Origin of the sequence: Nocardia sp. NPDC087230, assembly GCF_044744725.1 — a bacterium.
Taxonomy (GTDB): Bacteria; Actinomycetota; Actinomycetes; order Mycobacteriales; family Mycobacteriaceae; genus Nocardia; species Nocardia canadensis.
This window is the reverse complement of sequence record NZ_JBIUYV010000002.1, coordinates 1,004,832-1,026,574: the sequence shown is the minus strand read 5'-3', so window position 1 is coordinate 1,026,574 and position 21,743 is coordinate 1,004,832. Positions and strand designations below refer to the sequence as shown.

Annotated in this window: 16 protein-coding genes; 7 read left to right on the top strand and 9 right to left on the bottom strand. The window is 68.4% G+C overall.

The features are described from left to right. The first annotated feature begins 145 nt into the window (after positions 1-145). The 6 genes from ACIO52_RS10970 to ACIO52_RS10945 all read left to right on the top strand — a co-directional run bounded on the left by ACIO52_RS10970 (position 146) and on the right by ACIO52_RS10945 (position 8,538). On the top strand, positions 146-3,973 hold the full coding sequence (locus ACIO52_RS10970; protein ID WP_255588812.1) for a murein biosynthesis integral membrane protein MurJ: 3,828 nt from the start codon (positions 146-148) through the stop codon (positions 3,971-3,973). Positions 3,974-4,302: 329 nt separating this feature from the next. After that, positions 4,303-4,860 carry an RNA polymerase sigma factor SigM gene (sigM, locus tag ACIO52_RS10965; protein WP_218722284.1) on the top strand — a complete coding sequence of 186 codons (558 nt, stop codon included), beginning with the start codon at positions 4,303-4,305 and terminating at the stop codon, positions 4,858-4,860. 96 nt (positions 4,861-4,956) lie between these two features. Then, positions 4,957-5,757: a hypothetical protein gene (locus tag ACIO52_RS10960; RefSeq protein ID WP_402643252.1), complete on the top strand. Its 801-nt coding sequence runs from the start codon at positions 4,957-4,959 to the stop codon at positions 5,755-5,757. A 96-nt stretch (positions 5,758-5,853) separates the two neighbouring features. Continuing rightward, entirely contained in the window at positions 5,854-6,840 is a 987-nt protein-coding gene (gene trxB / locus ACIO52_RS10955) for a thioredoxin-disulfide reductase (RefSeq protein WP_218722263.1), read from the top strand. Between the two features lie 41 nt (positions 6,841-6,881). Continuing rightward, positions 6,882-7,214 (top strand): thioredoxin, encoded by a 333-nt coding sequence (gene trxA, locus ACIO52_RS10950; protein ID WP_019050115.1) that lies wholly within the window; start codon positions 6,882-6,884, stop codon positions 7,212-7,214. A 130-nt stretch (positions 7,215-7,344) separates the two neighbouring features. Further along, positions 7,345-8,538 carry an N-acetylmuramoyl-L-alanine amidase gene (locus ACIO52_RS10945; RefSeq protein WP_218722264.1) on the top strand — a complete coding sequence of 398 codons (1,194 nt, stop codon included), beginning with the start codon at positions 7,345-7,347 and terminating at the stop codon, positions 8,536-8,538. 63 nt (positions 8,539-8,601) lie between these two features. Here ACIO52_RS10945 and ACIO52_RS10940 read toward each other — a convergent pair whose 3' ends face one another. From ACIO52_RS10940 to rpmH, 9 genes are all read right to left on the bottom strand, one after another. Beyond that, positions 8,602-9,327, bottom strand: a complete 726-nt coding sequence (locus ACIO52_RS10940; RefSeq protein WP_402643585.1) for a GNAT family N-acetyltransferase — start codon at positions 9,325-9,327, stop codon at positions 8,602-8,604. Positions 9,328-9,433: 106 nt separating this feature from the next. After that, positions 9,434-10,462, bottom strand: coding sequence for a ParB/RepB/Spo0J family partition protein (locus tag ACIO52_RS10935; RefSeq protein ID WP_218722265.1), 1,029 nt, complete (start codon positions 10,460-10,462; stop codon positions 9,434-9,436). Between the two features lie 34 nt (positions 10,463-10,496). Further along, positions 10,497-11,438, bottom strand: a complete 942-nt coding sequence (locus ACIO52_RS10930) for a ParA family protein (protein WP_255588799.1) — start codon at positions 11,436-11,438, stop codon at positions 10,497-10,499. Positions 11,439-14,960: 3,522 nt separating this feature from the next. After that, entirely contained in the window at positions 14,961-15,701 is a 741-nt protein-coding gene (rsmG, locus tag ACIO52_RS10925; RefSeq protein WP_402643246.1) for a 16S rRNA (guanine(527)-N(7))-methyltransferase RsmG, read from the bottom strand. 98 nt (positions 15,702-15,799) lie between these two features. Continuing rightward, the gene (locus tag ACIO52_RS10920) at positions 15,800-16,333 is read right to left on the bottom strand and encodes a protein jag (RefSeq protein ID WP_402643244.1); all 534 of its coding nucleotides are present in this window, start codon (positions 16,331-16,333) and stop codon (positions 15,800-15,802) included. 24 nt (positions 16,334-16,357) lie between these two features. After that, on the bottom strand, positions 16,358-17,434 hold the full coding sequence (gene yidC, locus ACIO52_RS10915) for a membrane protein insertase YidC (protein WP_218722268.1): 1,077 nt from the start codon (positions 17,432-17,434) through the stop codon (positions 16,358-16,360). Between the two features lie 4 nt (positions 17,435-17,438). Further along, entirely contained in the window at positions 17,439-17,738 is a 300-nt protein-coding gene (yidD, locus tag ACIO52_RS10910; RefSeq protein ID WP_342801842.1) for a membrane protein insertion efficiency factor YidD, read from the bottom strand. Further along, the gene (gene rnpA / locus ACIO52_RS10905) at positions 17,735-18,154 is read right to left on the bottom strand and encodes a ribonuclease P protein component (protein WP_218722270.1); all 420 of its coding nucleotides are present in this window, start codon (positions 18,152-18,154) and stop codon (positions 17,735-17,737) included. Before rnpA ends, yidD begins: the two co-directional genes overlap by 4 nt. Positions 18,155-18,176: 22 nt before the next feature. Then, on the bottom strand, positions 18,177-18,320 hold the full coding sequence (gene rpmH, locus ACIO52_RS10900; protein WP_005516618.1) for a 50S ribosomal protein L34: 144 nt from the start codon (positions 18,318-18,320) through the stop codon (positions 18,177-18,179). Between the two features lie 653 nt (positions 18,321-18,973). Between rpmH and dnaA the strand changes: the two genes are divergently transcribed. Continuing rightward, positions 18,974-21,172: a chromosomal replication initiator protein DnaA gene (gene dnaA / locus ACIO52_RS10895; RefSeq protein ID WP_402643236.1), complete on the top strand. Its 2,199-nt coding sequence runs from the start codon at positions 18,974-18,976 to the stop codon at positions 21,170-21,172. The last annotated feature ends 571 nt before the right edge of the window (positions 21,173-21,743 follow it).

Here is a 21,743-nt window from a genome sequence, read left to right as displayed (position 1 = left end):
CCCGCGCGGTCCGCAGTCCGGCGCCATCCCGCGGCAGGGTCGCCCCGACCAGCCCTTCGGCGATCAGCCCGGCGCGTTGGGCGACGCCCCGAGTCGTCGACCGGAGGGCCGTCGCAACGCGCCCCAGCGCCCGTCCTATCCGGGGATGCCCGGCACGCCGGTCGGCGCGCAGGCCGAACCCGCGACCCGCCGGACGACGGGCGGTCGCCGCGCGGCCGTCGTCGACGACCCGGCCGCCGCCAAGACCCAGAAGATCGCCCGCCCCGAGCGGGTGACCGCCGAAAAGCCGGCGACCCCGCAGAGCGCCAACGCGAAACTGCTCAAGGACTCCGGCTCGATCGCGATCGCGACGCTGGTCAGCCGCGTCACCGGCTTCGCCAAGCAGCTGCTGCTGCTCACGGTGCTCGGTCCGGCCATCGCCAGTGCGTTCATCTCGGCGAACCTGATCCCGAACATGGTGGCCGAGCTGGTACTCGGCGCCGTGCTGACCGCCATCGTCGTGCCGACCCTGGTACGCGCCGAACACGAGGACGCCGACAACGGCGCCGCGTTCGTCCGCAGACTGGTGACCGCCGCCTTCGCGGTGCTGTTCGCCGCGACCGTGCTGACGCTGGCCGCGACACCGATCCTGGCCAGCCATGTGCTGGTGGCCTCCGACGGCAAGGTCGACACCCACCTCACCACCGCGCTGACCTACCTGCTGGCGCCGGCGATCCTCTTCTACGGCATGTCGGCCCTGTTCACCGCGATCCTCAACACGAGGCAGGCGTTCAAGCCGGGCGCGTGGGCGCCGGTGCTCAACAACGTCGTCGTGCTGGCGGTGCTGGCCGTCTACGCGCTGACACCCGGCGAGATCACCCTCGATCCGGTGCGGATGAGCGACCCGAAACTGCTGGTCCTCGGCGTCGGCATCACTCTGGGTGTGGCCACCCAGGCACTGAGCCTGCTGCCCGCGATCCGCAGGCACGGCATCAATCTGCGCCCGCTGTGGGGCGTCGACGCGCGCCTCAAGCAGTTCGGCAGGATGGGCGCCGCGATCATCCTGTACGTGCTGATCAGCCAGATCGGCCTGGTCGTCGCGAACAACATCGCGTCCTCGGCCGACGAGGCCGGTCCCGCGATCTTCGCCAACGCGTGGGCACTGCTGCAGCTGCCCTACGGCGTGCTCGGTGTCACCCTGCTCACCGCGATCATGCCGAGGCTGAGCCGCAACGCCGCCGACGACGACACCCCCGCCGTGGTCGACGACCTGTCCGTGGCCACCCGCCTCACGATGATCGCGCTGATCCCCGTGGTCACCTTCCTGACCCTCGCGGGTCCGGAGATCGGCCAGGCGCTCTACGGCTACGCCCGCTTCTCCGGCGACGCCGAACGCCTCGGCAGCGCGGTGAGCTGGTCGGCGTTCTCGCTGATCCCGTACTCCCTGGTGCTGATCCACCTGCGCGTGTTCTATGCCCGCGAGCAGGCCTGGACGCCGACCTGGATCATCCTCGGCATCACCACGATCAAGATCCTGTTCTCGGCGCTGGCCCCGGTGCTGGCCCGCGACAGCGACGACGTGGTGATCATCCTCGGCGTCGCCACCGGCCTCGGGTTCACCGCGGGCGCGGTGATCGGCGGCCTGCTGCTGCACCGCAGCCTCGGTGACCTGCGGATGGCCAATGTCGGCCGCACGGTGACGCGCGTACTGCTCGCGTCCGTGGCCGGCGGCGCGGTGATGCTCATCGTCGACACGGTGACCGGGCTCGACCGGGTCTCCGGCGGCGCGGGTTCGCTGCTGCGCGTGGTCATCGACTCGGTGGTGATGTTCTCGGTCGCCTTCGGTCTCATGCGTCTGGCAGGCATCCCCGAGGTCGTGGCGATCACCGTCGCCGTGTCGCGCAAGCTGGGTATCACTCCGCCCGCGCCGGACCTCGGCCTGGACGAGACCCCCGCCGAGGACATCTACGCGACCACGATCCTGCGCAGGCCCGACACCTACGCGTTCCCGTCGTATGGGCCGTCGATGGACACCCAGACGATGGTCCTACCGGTGATCCGGCCCGGCGCTGTTGACATCACCGGTCAGGCACAGTTCCCGTACGCTGTTCGGCATACCGACATGGGTGGCGATGACGCCAGCACGCGGAAGATTCCGCGAGATCAGGCCGAAGGAGGACCGAGGGTGAGCGATGACGCGGTGGGCGGCGTCCCGGCCGCTGATTCTGCGGCGCGCGCAGCAGGAGGAATGTCCACCGATGTCGATCCTGCCGCGTCCGGCGCGACAGGATCCGAGCAGGCCGACACGCCCGACGAGGCCGAATCGCCGCATAACAGCTCGGCAGAGGACCAGGGACCGGCGGACGACGCGCGCGCGATGCCGCCGCACGATCCGACGCACGACACCGGCATGCTGCCGATCCCGCCGCAGGTCCCGCCTGCCGCGGCGAACCGTGCCCAGCGTGGCCCCAAGCTGATCCCCGGCGCGTCCGTGGCGGGTGGCAGGTATCGCCTGCTGGCCGGGCACGGCGGTGCTCGCGGCCTGAAGTTCTGGCAGGCACTCGACATCAAGCTCGACCGCGAGGTGGCGCTGACCTTCGTCGACGCCGACCAGAAGTCGGGCGAGAACTCCGGGCACGACGGCCCCCAGGCGATCCTGTCGCGCACCCTGCGCCTGGGCCGGATCAATTCGCCCGGCCTGGCAAGGGTCCTGGACGTGGTCCGCGGCAGCTCCGGCGGCATCGTCGTCGCCGAGTGGACGCCCGGTCGCTCGCTGCGCGAGATGGCCGAGACCGTCCCCTCGCCGATCGGCGCCGCCAGGGCCATCCGGGCCCTCGCCTCGGCGGCCGAACTGGCCCACCGCGGCGGCGGCTCGCTGTCGATCGATCATCCCGACCGGATCCGGATCAGTGCCTCCGGTGACGCCGTGCTGGCGTTCCCCGGCACCCTCGGCGATTCCGACGCCCAGAGCGACGTGCGTGGTCTCGGCGCCATGCTCTACGCCCTGATCACCGCGCGCTGGCCCATCCGGGTCGGCGGTGTCACCGGGACCGCGGCCACCATCGGCGGCCTGCGCCTGGCCGATTTCGGCCCCGACGGCACCCCCGTCGAGCCGCGGCAGATCCGGCCGGAGGTCCCGTTCGAGATCTCGGCCGTCGCGGTTCGCTCGCTGGAGTCGAACAAGGGCGTGCGGACGGCCGCGACGGTGCAGCACGTGCTCGAGCAGGCCTCGGTCGTCGACCAGAAGACCGATTTCATCCCGGTCCTGCGGCTGGGTCAGCGCGCGGTCGCGGGCGGACCGGATTCGCTCGCCGATCCGGAATTGCTCGCCGCCGAGCGGGAACGCTCGCAGCGGATGATGTGGATCATGGTCGGCCTCGGCGTCCTCGCGGCGCTGGTCGTCGGCATTCTCATCTGGTGGATGGTCAGCATCTTCGCGCCCGGCGCCTCGGACAAACCGCTGGACGAGCAGATCAACATCGGGCTCACCTCGAGTGTCGCGCCGCCGAGCGCGGCGCCACCGGCCGGGCAGACCCCGGCCGCGCCGCCGACCAGTGTGCCGGTGCCGGTCACCGGTGCCGCGGTGTTCTCCCCGGAGGGCACCCCGGACGGTGCGGCGGGCGCGGGCGCGGTGCTCGACCAGAACCCGGCGACGGTGTGGCGCACCGACCAGTATTTCCAGCAGTTCCCCGCCCTCAAGAAGGGCGTGGGGCTGCTGGCCACGCTGCCGACGCCGGCGAAGCTGACCAATGTCTCGATCGCCTCGCCCAGCGCGGGCAGCACCGTCGAGATCCGCACCTCGCCGACCGAGACGCCCACGCTCGACCAGACCCAGTTGATCGGCTCGGCCAAGCTCGTCGACGGCGTCACCGACATCGCCGTGCAGACCGACCAGGCCGCTCGTTTCGTGCTCGTATGGATCACCGGACTCGCGAATTCGGGCGGTCAATTCCAGACCGCCATCGCCGACGTCCGCTTCGACGCCGCGCCCTAGCTCCGCGTCGACCCATCTCCCACCGCTATCAACGCAGGTGGCCGCCACATTCCGCGCCGAGATCGGACGTTCATCGAACTGCGGTCCGGTTGGTGCGCAATTGTTATCGACGATATGATCGGGCCGCGCTCTCGGCAGAGAGTTACCCAGGATTTGTCGACGTCGATCCTGGACGCCGCAGTAGTCAGGTGATGGATCGGCCTCGTTCGCCGACGTGAAGTCGCCGTAATGAGCGCTGTCCAAGGGGTCAGGTGTCGCCGGAAGTCAACGAGCAGGTCCGCGGGGGGAGAACGCGGCAGGTCGCCGCATACCGCGACCGCTCGTTCGTGCTGGAGAACGGCAGCGACAAGGAACTGCTGGCCGCTCACGTCCGTGGCGTGCCGCATGCCTTCGCCGAACTGCTGCGCAGGCACAAGGACCATCTGTGGCAGACCGCGCTGCGCACCTCCTACAGCCGCGAGGACGCCGCCGATTCCCTGCAGGACGCGCTGCTGTCCGCGCATCGCACCGCGGGCTCGTTCCGGGCCGAGGCCGAGGTCCGCAGCTGGCTGCACGCCATCGTCGTCAACGCGTGTCTGGACCGGATTCGCCGCAACAAGACCCGGCGGGCGATCTCGATCACACCCGACACGATGCCCGAGGCGGTCGAGCCGCGCGACGAGTTCGCCGAGTACGAACTGTCGACCGTCGTCGGCGAGGCGCTGTTCACGCTGCCGGAGGACCAGCGGCTCGCGCTGGTCATGGTCGAGATGGAAGGCCGTAGCGTGGCCGAAACCGCCGCCGCGCTCGGCGTGGCGGAGGGCACTATCAAGAGCCGTTGCTCCCGAGCGCGCGTACGTTTGCAAGAACGTTTGGAATTTTTCCGGGATCCGGGGAACCGGACCTAGCCCGGATGCGTCATTAACAGTGACGAACAAGTCAGCGATGTAAATCCTGCGATCCGATATCGACAGAACAGGGGAGGTGCGAGGGTGTCTCGATCCGTGCCGCAGCCTCCGTTCCCGTCGGAGCTGCTGGCCGATCTGCACGGCGACAACCTCGCGGCCGAACTGCGCGAGCAACTGCTGCCACAGGTCAGCGCCGACCCAGACGCGCTGCACTACCTCAGCCGGCTCGACGAGGTGAACGTCCACCTCCGCGCCCTGGCCACCGACGAGCGGGTCATGCATCCCATGCCCGACGACGTCGCAGACCGCATGTTCCGTTTCGTCGCCGATCTGGACCTGGAGGCAGACGACGGTCCCACCGAGCGCCTGACGACCATGCCGCAAGCCCAGCCGGACGGCCCCACCGACCGCCTGTCGACGATGGCCGTCCCGCCGCCGCCACCGCGTCCGCCCGTCGACGCGCCGGTCTCGCTGGCGCAGTACCGATCCCGCCGGCGAAGGGGCTGGCTGGCCGCGGCCGCCGCCTCCGTCGCCGTGCTCGCCGGCGCGGGCGCCGTCGTCACCACGCTCGACACCACCGACGGCACCCCGACCGCGGCGCCGTTCACCGAACCGGACACCCCCGGCGACGAGCTCACCACCGCCGCCGCGCTCAGCGCTCTCGGCAAGCGCGAAGTGAACGGCCCGCTGGCCGACGAAGCGGCGTTGGCCCGCTGTGTGCAGGCCAACGGCGTCGATCGCACGGTGCTGGGTGCGTCGAGTATCACCTTCCGCGGCACCGACGCGGTCCTCGTGCTCGTCATCGGACCCAAGCCGCCAACCATCACCGCGCTGGTCGTGGGCGCGGGCTGCACCACGGGCGCGCCCGAACAGCTCGCGCTACGCGACATCGGTTGACACAGCGCTTCGAGGGAAGCGCCGTCAGCCCGGGAACAACACCGTTTAGGCTGTTGTTGACCGACACGTCCCCAGCTTGTCTTTCGGAAGGGCCCCATGAGCACGCCAGTTCGCGACCTGATCATCGTCGGCTCAGGACCCGCCGGTTACACGGCAGCCGTCTACGCCGCCCGCGCGGAACTGCAGCCGCTGGTCTTCGAAGGCACCCAGTTCGGCGGCGCCCTGATGACCACCACCGAGGTGGAGAACTTCCCCGGCTTCCGCGAGGGCATCATGGGCCCCGACCTGATGGAGCAGATGCGCGAGCAGGCCAAGCGTTTCGGCGCCGACCTGCGCACCGAGGACGTCGACGCGATCGACCTGTCCGGCCCCATCAAGAAGGTCACCGTCGGTGACGAGACCTTCGAGGCCTACGCCATCGTGCTGGCCATGGGCTCGGCCGCGCGCTACCTGAACGTGCCGGGTGAGCAGGAACTGCTCGGCCGCGGCGTGAGCGCCTGCGCCACCTGCGACGGCTTCTTCTTCAAGGGCCAGGACATCGTGGTGGTCGGCGGCGGCGACTCGGCCATGGAGGAAGCGACCTTCCTCACCAAGTTCGCGGCCAGCGTCACCGTCGTGCACCGTCGCGAGGAGTTCCGCGCCTCGCGGATCATGCTCGAGCGCGCCAAGGCCAACGAGAAGATCAAGTTCCGGCTCAACGCCGAAGTGGTGAAGGTCAACGGCGAGACGAGCGTCACCAGCCTCACCCTGCGCGACACCCGCACCGGTGAGGAGTCCGAGCTCGCCGCGACCGGTCTGTTCGTCGCCATCGGCCACGACCCGCGCAGCGAACTGGTCAAGGGCCAGGTCGCGCTCGACGGCGAAGGCTATGTGCAGGTGACCGATCCGGGGACCGCTACCGACGTGGCCGGCGTGTTCGCCGCGGGCGACCTGGTCGACCACACCTACCGCCAGGCGATCACCGCCGCCGGCACCGGTTGCCGCGCGGCCATCGACGCCGAGCGCTGGCTCGCCGAACAGGGTGACATCACCGCCAACACCCTCGAAAACGCCGACGGCTCGGCAGCGGTGTCCACCAACTGATTTCGAGCACGTCGAGTTCCACCCCAGCAAGGAGTACAGCCATGGCCGAGAGCGCCAACACCATCACCGTCACCGACCAGTCGTTCGCCGATGACGTCCTGCTCAGCGAGAAGCCGGTGCTGGTCGACTTCTGGGCCGACTGGTGCGGTCCGTGCAAGATGGTCGCCCCCGTGCTGGAGGAGATCGCGGGCACCCACGCCGACAAGCTGACGATCGCCAAGCTCGACACCGAGGCCAACCCCGGCGCGGCCCGCGATTACCAGATCCTGTCCCTGCCGACGATGATCCTGTTCCAGGGCGGCAAGCCCGTGAAGCAGATCGTCGGCGCCAAGGGCAAGGCGGCACTGCTGCGCGAACTCGACGGTCTCATCTGACCAGCGGTCTGATAAAGCACCTCCTACCGGCCGACGCGCCGTAGGATGCCTGGACCCGGGATTGCCGTAATACGGCCCGGGTCTGAGACAATCGAGGCGACGCTCCGGCCGAAGGAAAGGGCTCTCACGCATGCACCGACTTCGTCACGGCGATTCAGGACCAGCCGTAGCAGAGGTTCGGAGCACCCTCGCAAGCCTGGGCTTCCTGCATCCCCAGCACGGCGATTACTGGAAGGACACCGACGCGGAGTTCGACCGTCCGCTCGACTCGGCGGTCCGCGCGTTCCAGCAGCAACGCGGTCTGCTCGTCGACGGCGTGGTCGGTCCGGCCACGTACCGCGCGCTGAAGGAAGCCTCCTACCGCCTGGGTGCCCGCACACTGATCTACCAGCTGTCCGCGCCGCTCTACGGTGACGATGTCGCGACCCTGCAGCGCAAGCTGCAGGACCTCGGCTTCTACGTGCACCGGGTCGACGGCTATTTCGGCCCGCACACCCACGACGGTCTCAGCGCCTTCCAGCGCGAGATCGGCCTGTCCGCCGACGGCATCTGCGGCCCCGACACCTTGCGTTCGCTGGATCTGCTCGGCGCGCGCGTCACCGGCGGCAACCCGCATCGCATCGCCGAGGAAGAGGTGGTGCACCGGGCGGGCCCGCAGCTCACCGGCAAGCGCATCGTCATCGATCCCGGGTTCGGCGGCGCCGACAAGGGATTCGCGGTGCCCACCGAGTTCGGTGACGTCTACGAGTCGGAGATCCTGTGGGATCTGGCCTCGCGGCTGGAGGGCCGGATGGCCGCCACCGGCATGGAGACGTTCCTGTCCCGCCCGTGGGGCGCCAACCCCACCGACGTGGAACGCGCCGAGACGTCCAACGCCTTCGACGCCGACCTGATGATCTCGCTGCGCTGCGCCACCAGTGACAATCCGTCGGCGAAGGGCGTGGCCGGCTTCTACTTCGGCAACTCGCACGGCTCGGTGTCGATGATCGGCCAGGTGCTGGCCGGCTTCATCCAGCGCGAGGTCGTCGCCCGCACCTCGGTGCAGGACTGCCGCACGCACCAGCGCACCTGGGACCTGCTGCGGCTCACCAAGATGCCGACCGTGCAGGTGGACCTCGGCTACCTCACCAACGAGTACGACGCCTCGGTGCTCACCAACCCGCGCATGCGGGACGTGATCGCCGAAGCCATCCTCATCTCGGTCAAGCGGCTGTACCTGCTCGGCCAGGACGACCAGCCCACCGGCACCTACACCTTCGCCGAGCTGCTCGCCGAGGAGCTGGCCGCCGCCGACGCGGGCCACGTCCCCGCTCCGCGCGTCTGATAGCAGCCCCGAAACGGCCAACGGCCCTGCGGTTCTCCGCAGGGCCGTTGTCGTCTGTCCGGTTCAGTGCACGCCGACGCGGGTCGGCGGCACTATCGACGCCGCCGCCAGGAGCTGGTCGAGGGCGCGCTCCACGTCTTCCTTCCAGCCGTGGTCGGAGTCGAGCTCGAGCCGCAGCCGGGGGAAGCGGTGATGCGGGGCCACCACTTCGAAACCGACGTCGGCCAGGAAATCGGCGTCGATCATGCAGGTTTCGGGGGTGCAATGAGTCGCCGCCGCCGGATCGCGCAGCGGGGCCGCGATCCGCTCCATCAGTCGCATGGACGAACCGAGACCGCGGTCGGCCAGCGAGCTCGTCGACGGGCTGTTGCGAATGCCGAACGCCTCGATCGCACGCACACCACGACGCACCAGATCGGCCACCACGCCCTGAATCAGCCGATGGGCTACATCGGCCTCCTCGTAGGGGAATTCGGCCTGCAGCGTGGTCAGCAGGACCGCGTCCGGGCTCACGGGGGAGGTGGGGAACAGGGTCGACCGGGGGACCGCGCTCGGCGGTGAGTACAGCGCGCAGCCTGCGATGTTGTTGTCCACATGCGCCAGCTGACCGCACGAGCCCCACTCGAGCATCACGGTCGAGAGCCAGGCTTCCTTCTCGAAGACCGGATCGCTGAAAGCGTGTGAGTCGGCAGCGACGGCTGGATCGAGCTCCCAGAACACACACCGCCGGGTGTGCGCCGGGAGCTGATCGAGTCGATCGAGGGTCAATGCCGTGACGCTGGTCGACACCGCTCTGCTCAGCCTCCAGCTGTCCGATTCATCCACGCTCACGCCACATCACTATCCACAGTAATGCCGCCTCTTTCAATTATGTAGAAAGACTGGGAGTGCCCCGTCACAGTGACGTTTCGGGGCCGGATTGCTCCATCAGCGCCACAATGCGCTCGAGGTCTTCGACGGAACCGAACTCGACAACGATCTTGCCTTTACGCTTTCCGAGGCTGACCGTGACCCGGGTGTCGTAGGAGCCCGACAGCCGTTCGGCCACTTCTTGCAGACCCGGCATGTGGATCGGCTTACGCTTCGGCGCCGGGGGAGCGACCTCCGAGGGATTGCGGTTCGCCAGCGTCACCGCTTCCTCGGTGGCCCGGACCGACAGTCCCTCGGCGACGATCCGCGCCGCCAACACTTCCTGTGCGTCGGCTCCGGCATCCAAGCCGAGCAGCGCCCTGGCGTGTCCGGCCGAGAGCACCCCGGCGGCCACCCGACGCTGCACGGGGATCGGCAGCTTCAGCAATCGGATCATATTCGTCACCACCGGTCGCGAACGACCGATTCGCGAGGCCAATTCCTCGTGGGTGACATCGAATTCCTCGAGCAGCTGCTGATACGCGGCCGCCTCTTCGAGTGGGTTCAGCTGCACGCGGTGGATGTTCTCCAGCAGTGCGTCGCGCAGCATCGAGCCGTCGGCGGTGTCGCGGATGATCGCCGGAATCGTCGTCAGTCCGGCTTCCTGGCATGCGCGCCACCGGCGCTCGCCCATGACCAACTGGAACTTGTCGACACCCGGCTCGACCCGCCGCACCACGATCGGCTGCATCAGGCCGAACTCGCGGATCGAGTGCACCAGCTCCGCCAGCGCCTCCTCCTCGAAGACCTGCCGCGGCTGCTTCGGGTTCGGCTCGATCTGCTCGGCAGGCACCTCGCGGTAGACCGCGCCGCCGGGGGAGACGAGGTCTTCCTCCGGTTCGGGCTCGGCATCCGGGACGCGATGCAGGAACGCCTCGGCCGGCTGCGGGCCGATCGGGTTGATCCCGATGACGCTCGCCGCGGCACTGCTGAGGCCCGGCGCCGTCGCTGCCGGACCCGTCGGGATCAGTGCGGCCAACCCGCGCCCGAGACCGCCCTTTTTCGCCTGACTCATCGGCTACCGATCCCTTCCTCGTTCCAACACACCACTACGACGCGTCCTGGCGGAGCTGGGCGCGGGCGGCGAGCTCACGCCCCGCGTCCAGGTAGCTCATCGCACCGCGGGAGCCTGGATCATAATCGAGCACGGTCATCCCGTAGCCCGGCGCCTCCGAGACCTTCACGCTGCGCGGAATCATCGACTTGAGGACGACGTCGCCGAAGTGGTTGCGCACTTCCTCGGCCACCTGGTCGGCCAGTTTGGTGCGGCCGTCGTACATCGTCAGCAGGACGGTGGAGACGTGGAGCTCGGGGTTGAGGTGTGCCTGCACCAGCCCGATATTGCGGAGCAGCTGACCGACGCCCTCCAGCGCGTAGTACTCGCACTGGATCGGGATCAGCACCTCCTTGGCCGCCACGAGCGCGTTGACCGTGAGCAGGCCGAGCGACGGCGGGCAATCGATGAGGACGTAGTCGATGTCGTACCCGGCCATCGCCGCTTCGTGGATCGCGGCCTTCAGCCGCCCCTCCCGGGCAACCATCGAGACGAGCTCGATCTCGGCGCCGGCGAGGTCGATCGTGGCGGGCACGCACAGCAGTCGCTCGCTGTGCGGACTCTGCTGAATCGCGTCCTTGACGGTCACCTCACCGATCAGCAGTTCGTAGCTGGACGGCACCCCGGAGTGATGCGCGACGCCCAGCGCCGTGCTCGCGTTGCCCTGCGGATCGAGATCGACGACAAGAACCGTCATGCCCTGGTGCGCTAGCGCCGCAGCGAGATTGACCGTCGTCGTGGTTTTACCCACGCCGCCCTTCTGGTTGGCGATGGTGATGATCCGTTGCTCGCGGGGTTTCGGCACAGTGACCTTTCCTGGATGCAGAATCTGGCTGGCGCGTTGCGCTTCCGCCGCGATCGGGGTCTCGGCCGGGGAGATGTGCCCGAAAGGAGTGTTCCCGAACGTCTCCGCGTCGAAGTTGCTGGAATCCAGCATCCCCGGGACCCGCGACGCTGTTTCCCGTGAAACATTCGCCGGACCGCTCGACATAGACAGCTCCTAACCCGAGAAACTTCAGATCACGTTCTCCCGACCGAGCGTCGGCGCCGTGTCATCACAAACAAGATCGGCGGCGTCCGGCCACTGCCACGGTGGCTCCCGGCGCGCACGCCCGACTCTGAACAGCTTGCCAGCACTACGACCGATAGGAAAGCTGAATCGCGGCACGCCGAGAAGGACACACCCAAGTTCGCGCAAATCACTTTCCGGATCAATGTTTCACGGGAAACACGGGGGAGTGGCGGGTCTGAAATCGTCGGGCCGACCAGAGTTTCCGACCCGGTCCTGGGCCCTGTGTCGCCACCCCCTTGGCCTTTCGCGAGATGGTGACGTGTCGGGACAGGCCCTCGGTCCGTCATCAGATCCCTACTCTCCGAGGCTCCACTGCGGCCGGGCCACACCGGTGTCGCGACGTCCGGCGAGGACAGGCGTGTGCCACGGCAGTCGGGACTCGACGCCGAGACCAAGGGAGTCGGTGGCGGGCAAGAGCCGCCGGAGCTCCATCGACCGGCCTCCGCCCTCTTCGGATCGACGACATGGCACGACACTTTGCCGCCCTGTCCTCAACACCGCGCTGTCCCCGGCGCCGTGCTGTCCCCGGCGCCGTGCTGTCCCCGGCGCCGTGCTGTCCCCGGCGCCGTGCTGTCCCCGGCGCCGTGCTGTCCCCGGCGCCGCGCTATCCCCGGCGCCGCGCTATCCCCGGCGCCGCGCTATCCCCGGCGCCGCGCTATCCCCGGCGCCGTGCTGTCCGCGTGCAGTGGTCTTGGTGGCGCGTGACCTCCGTGCCGCGCAATCCCGTGCCGCGCAATCCTCGGGGCGGTCTTTGCGGCGCGAAACCTCCGTGCCGCGTTATCCCGCGGCGCACGGTCTTCGTGGCGCACGGTCTTCGTGGCGCACGGTCTTCGTGGCGCACGGTCTTCGTGGCGCACGGTCTTCGTGGCACACGGTCCTCGGAATGGCCGACACATCCAATCTCCCATCCCGATCGGCGCGTTCGCATGGTGCGCAGCCTTCGTCGCGCGTCGTCTTCGTGGCACGCCGCCCCGTGATGCGCTGTCTTCGTGGTGTGCGCTGTCTTCGTGGCGCCAGGCTGCGGGCCGCCTGTCCGTATGCCAGCTGTCCGCGCGCCCCACGGATGCCACAGCTTCTGGCCGCGCAGCGGGATTGAGACGACGGCACCCATGGCGGCATCACCACTACTATGTCGAGGCGGTCGAATGTCCGGCCACCGCACGGAGACCGACGGTGGTTCCCGCAGCCAAGCTGTTCGACCCGCATCCACTGCGCCCACCGTGTTCGGGGCCCAAATCACTCCGCGAGCGCTGGCATGGGCGCGCCAATCCGTCGACGCCACCGAACAACCAGAGCAGATGAAACCTGGAACCTCGGAGCAGTCTTTTCGGATACCGACCGACGGCGGCCCTGTCCGATCAAGCGACCGCCTGCCTCGGCGACATCGAACCCGACACCAGCGAAAGACCTCCAGACTCTCACCCCACCACGAGAGTCCCTACACGGAGACCGAACTGAATGAGCAACCCAGCGCACCACTCCACACCCAACAACCCGCACAGCGCGCAGCCACCCACTCCACACCCAAGGTCCCACCCCACACCTCCTGAGCCACTCCGCACACCCAGCAGTCCACTCCACACACCCAGCGGTCCACTCCACGCCCGGCATCCGCACCGCACCCCAGCCCCCAACCCACGCCCGGCCGTCCGCACCCGCACCGCACCAGCGCCCTAAGTCCCGTACCGGCTCCCAGCGCTCCGCACCCGTCATCCACACCACACCCAGCACCCCACGTCCCGTACCCGGCTCCCGCCTCCACACCCACCGGTCCGCACCACACCCACCGGTCCGCACCACACCCACCGGTCCGCACCACACCCACCGGTCCGCACCACACCCACCGGTCCGCACCGCACCCGGTGGTCCGGCACCCGCGCGCAGCGGTCTTCTCCCCACACCTGGCGTTCCGTACCGCACCCGGCGGCCCACACCCACATGGCGATCCATTCCATATCCCGCGGCCCACCCGCTCCGCAGCCACCGAGAACGTTCGGGCGACCGGGACCGGCGGGCTCATCGCTCACGACTTCGCCGACGACGACGTATCACTGGCATCGTCCGACCGACGCACTCTGCCCCGCGACTTCCTACCCACCGACCATGCTCTCCGCTCACGGGCGGCGTGGGCCGAGACTGGGCAGGGCGCGATCCCGAATAGCGATCGGCATCGAACTCGGCGATCGACTCCTCGCAGTCGGCAGATCGCATAGATCGCGATCGGCTATCTGGCCGGCCACTGACTCGCGGACGATGCAGGGCATCCTGTTCTGCCAGGGAGCTGGGTTGCCGCTGCCCGTCGAGTACCGCGGCGTCGGTCCGCCACAAGAGTCCGGGGCATGTGGTCCGGGCGAGGTGCTCAACGTCCGAACTGGCGGCGCACACTACGAATCGATCAGCGCTGCCGACAGTCACTGCTCGCGGGCCGACTCGATGTGGATGCGTTCGGTCTGGACAGCAGCCGCCCAGCGGCCGATGCGGCGGTTGATCGTCTCGGAGTACCTGGTCCGGCAATGAGTTCGGGAGGTGGGCGGCAGTGATCCACTCGCCCCAGCGGCCCGCACCCCACCCCGCCGCCCCGCACTCAGCCGCCCACTCCATACTCGGCGGCCCGCACCGCATCCGACGAACCGGTCTCAGACCGACGATCTGCTCCGCCCCCGACGATCCGGCCCCGCCCGGCGGCCCGCTCCGCACCCGACGATCCGGCCCCGCCCGGCGGCGCGCTCCCGCCCCCGACGATCCGACCCCGCCCGGCGGCGCGCTCCCGCCCCCGACGATCCGACCCCGCCCGGCGGCGCGCTCCCGCCCCCGACGATCCGACCCCACCCGACGGCCCGCTCCGCACCCGACGATCCGGCCCCACCCCAGCCACTCGCCCCGCACCCCGGCCAGCCCGCGCCACTCCCGCCAAGTCACGCTGCGCGCAGCACCCCATTCCACACCCCGCGATTCACAGCGCTTCAACGATCAGCACCACCCCAGCGATCCCGCACCTCGCCCCGACCCGCACGCGCCCACCAACTCCCGCACCCGGCCTGGCGGCCACGCCACGGCGGGCTACCCGCAACGCACCGATCGGCACCGTATCAAGCAATCCATCGAGCTGCGGAGAACGCGGAGCAAAGCCCACCCCTACCGAGAATTCATAGACCAGGATCCCCTCGACTGCACGGACCTACTACGAAGTCGATCCGACAGACGAAATCCGGCGAGCGACTACCCAGGCCGCACTGCGCCAGATCCGGTTCCACCGGCTGTACGTTCCACGTGAAACAACGCGACGGAGCAGTTCTTGACGCTTCGGCGCAGATAACGAATTTCCGCCCGACTCGGCGGCAGGCAACCAACACCCTCGGGCAGTTTCGTCACGTTACGAAATGTGAACTATCGCTTCCGCGACTTCTTCTCCGCGCTCGCGACCTTCCGCCCACTCCGACGCGTCGGACGCTCGGCGCGGGGGAGCAGCTCGGCGCTGATCACCAGAGTCGGCACCTCGACGATCCCGGCACCGCACCCGACCACGCGGAGATCGGTGGCACCATCGCGGATCAGTTCGGCGCCGTCGCGCTCGAGTTCCTCGGCGGCACTCGTTCCCTTGAGAGCGAGCATCCGACCGTGATCACGGAGGAGGGGGAGCGACCAATGGGCGAGCTTCGCGAGAGGGGCGACCGCGCGGGAGGTGACCACGTCCGCGCCGCCGGCTTCCTTGATGACACCGGACTGCTCGGCCCGTCCGCGAACGACGGTCACATTCTTGAGTCCGGCTTCTTCGATGAACTCACCCAGGAACACCGTGCGCCGCAGCAGCGGCTCGACGAGGGTGATGCGGAGATCGGGCCGGGCAATGGCCAACGGGATGCCGGGGAGTCCGGCGCCGCTGCCGACATCGACGACGGACGCGCCCTCGTCGATCAGCTCGCCGACCACCGCGCAGTTGAGGATGTGCCGCTCCCAGAGGCGGGGGACTTCGCGCGGGCCGATGAGTCCGCGCTCCACGCCGGCGGTGGCCAGTGCCGCGCAGTAGCGGCGGGCGAGGTCCAGGCGGTCGCCGAAGATCCGCGCGGCAGCGGCGGGCGGGTCCAACTCGGCGGACAGCGCACCCAGTTCGAGTTCCACGTGAAACATCCTTCCGAGTGGTGGTCGATCGCAATAGGGCATGAATAAGGCCCCCGGTCCGAGACCGGAGGCCCTATCACACCAAACGTGGTCGCGGCGGAATCAGCCTACTCGGGCACTACCACCACATGACGATTCGGCTCGACACCTTCGCTCTCGCTCGCCACACCGTCGATGTCGGCGACGGCGTCGTGCACGATCTTGCGCTCGAACGGAGTCATCGCCGACAGTGCCTCGGGCTGGCCCGACTCGAGCACGCGCTTCGCCGCGGCGACACCGAGCTCGCTCAGGTCGGTGCGACGCTGAGCGCGCCAGCCGGCCACATCGAGCATCAGGCGGCTGCGGACGCCGGTCGCCTGCTGCACGGCCAGGCGGGTCAGCTCCTGCAGCGCGTCGAGAACTTCGCCGTTGCGTCCGACGAGCTTGGTCAGATCGCGGCCGCCATCGATGCTCACGACGGCGCGGTCGCCCTCGACATCGAGGTCGATGTCGCCGTCGAAGTCGAGCACGTCCAGCAGCTGCTCGAGGTAGTCGCCCGCGATCTCGCCCTCTTCGATCAACGCTTCTTCGGCGTCGTTCACGACGTCAACAGTCGTCGCCACAGTGGCGTCCCCTCCGTCGGTCTCGGTCTCAACAGTCATTGGATTCCTCTATCTGATCGCCACTCAGCGCTTACGCTTCTGGTTCGCGCGGCCGCGGTTACCCGGCCGCTTCTGACCGCCCGGCCTGCGCTGGCCGCCACCCTGCTTGGCGGCCTGCTTGGCGGTGCCGTTGGTCGCGGCGGTGCCGTTCGTCGAGGCGGTGTCGTCGGCCGGGGCATCCTGTTTCTTGCGGACGTCGACCGGCTTGGCGCCGGGCTTGGGCGCGTTCTGTGCGCGCAGCTCCAGCTTCTTCGCCTTCTTCTCTTCCTCTTCCTTCTCCATGCGGCCGAACACCAGGTGCTGCTGACCGTAGGTCCAGATGTTGTTGGCCACCCAGTAGATCAGGATGCCGATCATCAGGAAGGGACCACCGACGAGCACGCCGAGCGGGAAGACCCACAGCGACAGCTTGTTCATGATCGCGGCCTGCGGGTTGGCGGCGGCTTCCGGCGTCTGCCGCTGGACGGAGGCGCGGGCGTTGAAGTGGGTCGCCAGACCGGCGATGACCATCAGCGGGATCGCGACGAGGGCGATGCTCAGCTTGGTCGGCGTGCCACCCCACTCGGCGAAGGCCGACAGCTCACTCTGCGGCATGGTGATGAACGACGCGATCGGGGCGCCGAAGATACGGGCGCTCAGGAACGACTGGACGTCGGCCGCGCTGAAGATGTAGTTCGGGGTGTGTGCGTTGTCGTACGCGGACATCCCCAGCTGGCCGAAGCCGTGGCCGGTGCGGTTGAACGAACGCAGCACGTGGAAGAGACCGAGGAAGACCGGCACCTGCACGAGGACCGGCAGACAGCCCATCAGCGGGTTGAAGCCGTGTTCCTTCTGCAGCTTCTGCATCTCCCGCGCCATGGTCTCGCGGTCGTTCTTGTACTTCTTCTGCAGCTCCTTGATCTGAGGCTGCAGCTCCTGCATCTGCTTGGTGGTGCGCACCTGCTTCACGAACGGCTTGTACAGCACGAGCCGCAGCGTGAAGACCAGGAAGACGATGGCGAGGCTCCAGGCGAGCCCACTGTCGGCTCCGAACACGAAGCCGAAGGCTTTGTGCCAGAACCACAGAATCGCGGATACCGGCCAATAGATGATGTCGAGCACGGCTCTAGGTACTCCCGTCGTTCGTATCGCCGATCAGCGCGGGCGATGACTTTGTGCAGGCATTCGACCCGCGCTCTGGCACGGGATCCCACCCTCCAGGGTGCCAGGGCGCGCATTTCGCGAGGCGCACGACCGTCAGTGCCGATCCGACGACCAGCCCGCGCGTGCGCAGAGCGGTCACCGCGTATTCACTGCAGGTGGGAGTGAACCGGCAGATCGGCATCCGGGTGGGGGAGACATAGGTCCGGTACAGCTCGATCAGGAAGATCAGCGCGTTCGCGGGTAAGCGGGTGAGGGTCCTCATCGCCGCTCACCGGCCGGGGTGCGACCGAGCGCGGGCTCCGGAGCACTACGCAAACCGAGCTTGCGTAGTCCGGTGCGCAGCTGGCGCAGCAACTCGGCGGAGTCGGCGGTGGCCGCACCGGGCAGCGCCCGAATAACGACATCGGTACCGGCCGGCAATTCGTCGACGATCTGGGCGCACATATGACGCAGGCGGCGGGCCACCCGGTGGCGAACCACCGCGTTACCCACCGCCTTGCTCACAATCAGCCCGAACCGCGGACCGCCTACCCGGATCAGGGAATCGACGTCGGCGACATCGTCGTACGTGTGCGTGAACGCGTGTACGACGAGATCTCGCCTCCCGATTCGCTGACCGCGGCGCACCGTGCGGGAGAATTCGGCACGGTGGTGCAACCGATACGGCTCAGGCAACACCCGAGCGTCCGACTACGCGCGATCAGGCAGTCAGTTCGGCACGGCCCTTACGGCGACGCGCCGAAACGATGGCGCGACCCGCACGGGTGCGCATCCGGAGGCGGAAGCCGTGCACGCGCGCCCGACGACGGTTGTTCGGCTGGAACGTCCGCTTGCCCTTGGCCACGGTCAACACTCCTCGAGTTGGTGGGCACCGTTCGGCGCCCGAAGTCTGTTCAATGATTCGGATGTCTGCGCAGCGGACCGCGGTCTACACGCAGAAAGCCTTGGCGATCGACGTGCAGCACACAGCCGCCACCGCGCCAAGGGGTGACTGTACGAGGGTACTGATACCGCCACGCAGGGTCAAACTCGGCCCCCAAAGCACGTGCGCCAGGCACGATGTCCAGATTACCGGACCCCGCCGCCTCGCCCCGAGCTGGGCCGACCTGGGGCGACACGCCCGGGACGCACTGACGCATCCGGGGACTTTTCGTGAGTTCGTCCACACCTCTGGCCTTCTGCGGCGGGGGCGGCTAACCTCTGTAGCCGGGGGATTGCTGAAGAACCGCAGGTCCAGCCCCATTCACTGCCACACGCTGGCAGATTCCCTCTATCCCCAGGTTTGTCCACATCTGTGGATAATTGTGTGGAAAGACGGCCGGAGTGGCATATTCGTAGGGCCGACGGTGCCCGCGCCGCAGTCCGGATTCTGGGACCGCACGGCGTTCGAACCGGCTTCGGTTGTACGCAGGATCACTGGATTCCACCTGTTCACAGGTGATTGTCCGCGTGCGCCCGGCCGTGGGCCCCAACAAACCGGTCCGGGGAGGACGCTGCATGGACGACGAGCAGAATGTGCTGGCCACCGTATGGCCTGAGGTGGTCGCCGAGCTCACCACCGGCTCGGCCGACGGCGCCATCCCCGCGGTCAGCCGCGCGCAGCAGGCCTGGCTGAAACTGGTCAAACCGCTCACCGTCGCCCAGGGCTTCGCGTTGCTGTCGGTTCCGTCCTCGCTGGCCCAGGAAGCAATCGAGCGTGATCTGCGCGAGCCGATCCTGCGATCGCTGGGGCGTCGGCTCGGGCCGCAGGTGGAGGGTTTGGGTGTCCGCATCGCCGCGCCGAGCCCGGCCGCGGGGGAGCGGGCCGGCAATTCGCCGCGGCACGCCAGGATGACGAGCCGGCCGGAGCGCCCGCGCGAGCAGGTGCGCCCGCCGACCGGTTATCCCGGTCCCGATTTCAGTGTTCCCGACTACGCCGCGCGCGGTGAGTACGGCCGGCCCCGCTACGGTGCCGGCGAGTACCCCGCGGGCAATGGTGAGTACGGCAACGACTACCAGGGTGGGCAGGAATATCAGCCCACCGGTGACTACGGCAACAGCTACGGCGGCCGCGAGTACCCCGCGCAGCCGGGCGAGTACGGCGAGCGGCCCGACTATGCCGGTCATCGGGAGTACCAGGCCGAGCCGGAATACCGGCAGCCCGAACCGGAATACCCGGCGCAGCCCGAATACCAGCAGCAGCCGGAGTACGCGCCGGCGCCGGAATACGGCCAGGCGCCGGAGTTCCAGCCCGAGCGCGCCGAGTTCCCCGGCACCGATTTCGAACCGACCGCGGTCTATCCGGTTCCCGACTTCGCCAACGGCGAGTTCGGCGGTCGCGCGGAGTTCCGTAGCGCGCGCCCGGATCAGCGCCCGGCCGACGCCGCCCCGCCCGCCCGGCGGGAGCAGTCCGGTTCGCCCCGGCGTGAGCACATCCCGCCCGGCCAGGAGTCGCTGTTCACCCCCGACCCGCCGCCGCAGCGCGCGCCGAGCCGGGGCCGGGGTCCGCAGTCGGAGGAGCCGATCGCCGCGCGGGCCGAGGAGGCACCCACCGAGGCCGCGCCGGAACCGCTGCGGCCGGGTACGCCCGGTGCCGAGCCCGCGGACGACGAGCCGGTGGTCGACGCCCGCAACAACTGGCCGACCTACTTCAACAAGTCGCCCGAGGCCCCGCCGCAGGCGTCGTCCTCGGCGAGCCTGAACGCCAAGTACACGTTCGAGACGTTCGTCATCGGCGCGTCCAACCGGTTCGCGCACGCGGCCGCGGTCGCGATCGCGGAAGCGCCGGCCCGGGCCTACAACCCGCTGTTCGTCTGGGGTGCGTCGGGTCTGGGCAAGACGCACCTGCTGCACGCGGCGGGGCACTACGCGCAGCGACTGTTCCCCGGCATGCGGGTGAAGTACGTCTCCACCGAGGAGTTCACCAACGACTTCATCAACAGCCTGCGCGACGATCGCAAGGTCGCGTTCAAGCGTCGCTACCGCGAGACCGACATCCTGCTGGTCGACGACATCCAGTTCATCGAGGGCAAGGAAGGCATCCAGGAGGAGTTCTTCCACACCTTCAACACCCTGCACAACGCGAACAAGCAGATCGTCGTCTCCTCCGACCGCCCGCCCAAGCAGCTGGCGACCCTGGAGGAGCGGCTGCGGACCCGCTTCGAGTGGGGCCTGATCACCGATGTGCAGCCGCCCGAACTGGAGACCCGCATCGCGATCCTGCGCAAGAAGGCGCGGATGGACCGGCTCGATGTGCCGCACGACGTGCTCGAACTGATCGCCAGCCGGGTGGAGCGCAATATCCGTGAGCTCGAGGGCGCGCTGATCCGGGTGACGGCCTTCGCCTCGCTCAACGGTCAGCCGCTGGATCTCTCGCTGGCCGAGGTCGTGCTGCGCGATCTCATGCCCGACACCGCGGCGCTGGAGATCAACGCGGCGACGATCATGGCTGTCACCGCCGAGTACTTCAACACGACGCTCGAGGAACTGACCGGGCCTGGCAAGGCCAGGCCGCTGGCGCAGGCCCGGCAGATCGCGATGTACCTGTGCCGCGAGCTCACCGATCTGTCGCTGCCCAAGATCGGGCAGGCGTTCGGTCGCGACCACACGACGGTGATGTACGCGGAGAAGAAGGTGCGCAAGGAGATGACCGAGCGACGCCGTGTCTACGACCAGGTGCAAGAACTCACAGCCCGGATCAAACAGCGCTCGCGCTGATTTCATCCACACCCTCGAACACCGCCCTGACCTGGGGCGGTGTTCTTTTTTGCCTTGTGGATTCCTCGAGGAATCCCTGTGGAGTCCTCGAGGAATCCACCGGTTGTGCACCGATCGGCGCACAGGGGCTGGGGAGCGATCTGGGAGTGTTCGCTCACAGGGAGTTGTCCACATCGTCCACAGCCGGATCCACTCACACCTCCACGGTCACCCCGACCTGCGACGTCGGCGGATCTGCCCTGTGGATTCCTCGAGGAATCCGTGTGGAGTCCTCGAGGAATCCACCTGGTTGCCACCACCCTGCCCCCGCGTGTGAACAACAGGGTGAATCCGGTGGAACAACTCGAGGACTACTCGAGGATGGAAATGGGACAACTTCGTGCGTCCACAGACGCTCCCGGTTCATCCTCGAGACACCCCACGGCCATCCCCATGCCGACGTGCGCTCTGACCTGCGGATTCGGCCGAAGTCCACAGATTCCACAGTGCCTACTACTACTTCAGTTCTATTTCTTGAAGAGATCTCTTCAAAACAAGGTGTGTGGAAAGTCGGTCGGAGAGGCTCGGCTCA

Coding starts and splice junctions, on each gene's coding strand:
- dnaA (WP_402643236.1), top strand. CDS start 18,974: ATGGACGACGAGCAGAATGTGCTGGCCACCGTATGGCCTGAGGTGGTC.
- ACIO52_RS10930 (WP_255588799.1), bottom strand. CDS start 11,438: ATGCTGGATTCCAGCAACTTCGACGCGGAGACGTTCGGGAACACTCCT.
- rsmG (WP_402643246.1), bottom strand. CDS start 15,701: ATGTTTCACGTGGAACTCGAACTGGGTGCGCTGTCCGCCGAGTTGGAC.
- ACIO52_RS10945 (WP_218722264.1), top strand. CDS start 7,345: ATGCACCGACTTCGTCACGGCGATTCAGGACCAGCCGTAGCAGAGGTT.
- trxB (WP_218722263.1), top strand. CDS start 5,854: ATGAGCACGCCAGTTCGCGACCTGATCATCGTCGGCTCAGGACCCGCC.
- ACIO52_RS10920 (WP_402643244.1), bottom strand. CDS start 16,333: ATGACTGTTGAGACCGAGACCGACGGAGGGGACGCCACTGTGGCGACG.
- yidD (WP_342801842.1), bottom strand. CDS start 17,738: ATGAGGACCCTCACCCGCTTACCCGCGAACGCGCTGATCTTCCTGATC.
- trxA (WP_019050115.1), top strand. CDS start 6,882: ATGGCCGAGAGCGCCAACACCATCACCGTCACCGACCAGTCGTTCGCC.
- ACIO52_RS10935 (WP_218722265.1), bottom strand. CDS start 10,462: ATGAGTCAGGCGAAAAAGGGCGGTCTCGGGCGCGGGTTGGCCGCACTG.
- ACIO52_RS10970 (WP_255588812.1), top strand. CDS start 146: ATGCCCGGCACGCCGGTCGGCGCGCAGGCCGAACCCGCGACCCGCCGG.